Genomic DNA, 3197 nt, shown 5'->3' with positions numbered 1-3197 from the left:
GATGAGGGTGGTGCGGCTCGTTTCCTGACGTCCCTGGCCGAGGCCTGGGTTCGGGGCATCCCCGTGGACTGGACGAGGGTCCTGGCGGGACAAGGCGCCCGTACCGTGCCGCTGCCCACCTACGCCTTCCAGCACCGCCGCTACTGGTTCGAACCGGCCTCGCCGCAGCTCTCCGCGCCAGTCGGCGCCGTAGAGGACCCGGCGGACGCCGAGTTCTGGGCGGCCGTCGAGGAGCAGGACCTCGAGGCGCTGACCGGCACCCTCGACGTCCCCGAGGCCACCGGCCACCAGGCACTGGCTCAAGCACTCCCCGTCCTGGCGGAGTGGCGCAGAAGCCGCCGTGCCGCAGCCACCATCGACTCCTGGCGCTACCGCCTCGCTTGGCGGCCGACGCCCGACGCCGCCACCGCCACGCTCAGTGGAACGTGGCTGGTCGTCGTCCCCACGAGTCATGCCGACTCCGAGCTCGTCCAGGTCTGCCTTGACGGGCTCGCCACGCACGGCGCCGAAGTCGCGCCCCTCTTCGTCGACTCCGCCGACAGCGACCGCGAACGGCTCACTGCTCTGCTGACCGAGACGGCCCAGCACACCGGCGCCGCCGGGGGCCAGTACAGCGGCGTGCTCTCGCTCCTCGCGCTCGACGAACACCCGCATCCGGAACAGCCGGGCCTCGCGGCCGGTCTGGTGGCCGGGCTGGCGCTGGTCCAGGCCTGCGGTGACACCGGCGTACGCGCCCCGCTGTGGCTGCTCACGAGCGGAGCCGTCACCACGGGCGACAGCGACCCGCTGCGCAACCCCTTGCAGAACGGCACCTGGGGCATGGGCCGGGTCGTTGCGCTGGAGCACCCCGAGTTCTGGGGCGGTCTCGTGGACCTTCCGGAGCTGCCCGACGAGCGCACCGCCGCCCGGCTGTGCGGGCTCCTCGCCGACGCCCGGACCGAGGACCAGATCGCCATCCGCAGAACCGGTGTCCTCATCCGCCGTCTTGTCCGTACCCCGGCCGGAACGGCAGGCGCCGATCACACCTGGACCTCGCGCGGCACCGCGCTGATCACGGGCGGTACAGGTGGACTCGGCGGACACACCGCCCGCTGGCTCGCCCGCAACGGAACCGAGCACCTGGTGCTGGTCAGCCGCCGCGGCCCGGACGCCCCACGCGCTGCCGAACTGGAGTCCGAGCTCAGGGAGTTGGGCGTCCGCGTCACCATCGCCTCCTGCGATATCGCCGACCGGGAGGCCCTGGCCGCCCTCGTCGAGCGGGTCGAGGCCGACGGGCCGCCGATCCGCACCATCGTGCACACCGCTGGTGTCGGCATCCTCATCCCTCTGGCCACCACGACGCTCCAGGAGTTCGCCGACGGTGCCGAGGCCAAGCTCTCGGGCGTCGCCAACCTCGACGCGCTCTTCTCCGACGACCGGCTCGACGCCTTCGTCGTCTTCTCCTCCGTCGCCGGGGTGTGGGGCAGCGGCGACCACGGCGCCTACGCTGCGGCGAACGCGTACGCAGACGCGGTCGCCGAGCACCGTCGGGCCCGCGGGCTGGCGGGTACGTCGATCGCCTGGGGCATCTGGAGCGACGACGGCGGCGGCATGGCCCTCGACGTCGTCCAGGAGCAACTGCGCTGGCGCGGCATCCCCTTCATGGACCCCGCCCTCGCCGTCGCCGCCATGCAGCAGGTCCTCGACCGGGACGAGTGCTTCATCGCCGTCGCCGACATCGACTGGGAACGCTTCGTCCCCGTCTTCACCGCGGCCCGCCCGCGGCCCCTGCTCACCGAAGTACCCGAGGTTGCCGAGCTGCTGAGCGCCGAGGAGGACCGCCAGCGCCCGGCCACGCAGGACGCAGAGACCACCGGTTTCCTCTCCCGGCTGCGCGGCATGACCGCCGAGGAACAGGACCAGGCCGTAGTGGACCTGGTCCGGGCCCACGTCGCGGGCGTCCTCGGCCACAGCAGTCCCGGCACCGTAGAAGTCGGCCGCGCCTTCCGCGAGTTGGGCTTCGACTCGCTGACCTCAGTCGAGCTGCGCAACCGGCTGAACGTCGCGACCGGGCTGCGCCTGCCCGTCACCGTGATCTTCGACCGGCCCACGGTCACGGCCCTCGCGTGCCATGTCCGCGAGGAACTGACCGGCGGTTCCGCCGCCCTCCCCGTACCGGCCGCGTCCATGTCCCCGGCCCGCGCACCCGCCGCGGACGACGACCCGATCGTCATCGTCTCGATGAGCTGCCGCTACCCCGGCGGCGCCACCACCCCCGAAGAACTGTGGCGGATCCTCGCCGAGGGCCGCGACGTCATCGACGCCTTTCCCGACGACCGCTCGTGGGACCTCGGTGCGCTCTACGACCCCGACCCGGACCGCGAGGGGACCTGCTACGCCCGCGAGGGCGGCTTCGTCCACGAGGCGGGCGACTTCGATCCCGGCTTCTTCGGCATCTCGCCGCGCGAGGCCGTCGCCATGGACCCGCAGCAGCGGCTTCTGCTGGAGACCTCCTGGGAGGTGCTGGAGCGGGCCGGAATCGTTCCCGAGACCCTGCGCGGTGCCCCCGTCGGGGTCTTTGTCGGCGCCGCCAACCAGGGCTTCGGCAGCCTGGACAACCTCCCCGAAGGCGTCGAGGGCCACATCGTCACCGGCAGCGCGACAAGCGTCCTGTCCGGCCGGATTGCCTACACCCTCGGCATCGAGGGCAGCGCGGTGACGGTGGACACCGCGTGTTCGTCGTCGCTGGTCGCGCTGCACATGGCCGTACAGGCGCTGCGCTCCGGGGAGTGCTCCATGGCCCTCGCGGGCGGCGTCGCCGTGATGGTGGAACCCATCGGCTTCATCGGATTCGCCCGCACCCGAGGCGTGGCCAGGGACGGCCGCTCCAAAGCGTTCGCCAAGGCCGCCGACGGCATGGGACTCGCCGAGGGCGCCGGTGTGCTGCTGCTGGAACGCCTCTCGGACGCCCGCCGTAACGGACACCCGGTGCTCGCCGTGATCCGCTCGACCGCCATCAACCAGGACGGCGCGAGCAACGGTCTCAGCGCGCCCAGCGGGCCCGCTCAGCAGCAGGTCATCCGGGCGGCTCTGTCCAGGGCAGGGCTGTCGGCTGCGGATGTGGACGCGGTTGAGGCGCACGGTACGGGGACGACGCTGGGTGATCCGATCGAGGCGCAGGCGTTGTTGGCCACGTATGGGCAGGGTCGTGAACGGCC

1 protein-coding gene is annotated in these 3197 nt (G+C 72.4%); it reads left to right on the top strand.

All coding sequences use genetic code 11. From position 1 onward, the window contains the following. Positions 1 to 63 precede the first annotated feature (63 nt). On the top strand, positions 64 to 3197 hold a 3134-nt coding region (locus tag AB0M26_RS31625), incomplete at its 3' end, for an SDR family NAD(P)-dependent oxidoreductase (RefSeq protein ID WP_365266413.1).

Source organism: Streptomyces sp. NPDC051776 (genome assembly GCF_040681345.1).
Classification (GTDB): domain Bacteria; phylum Actinomycetota; class Actinomycetes; order Streptomycetales; family Streptomycetaceae; genus Streptomyces.
This window is presented reverse-complemented; position numbering and strand designations above follow the sequence as displayed.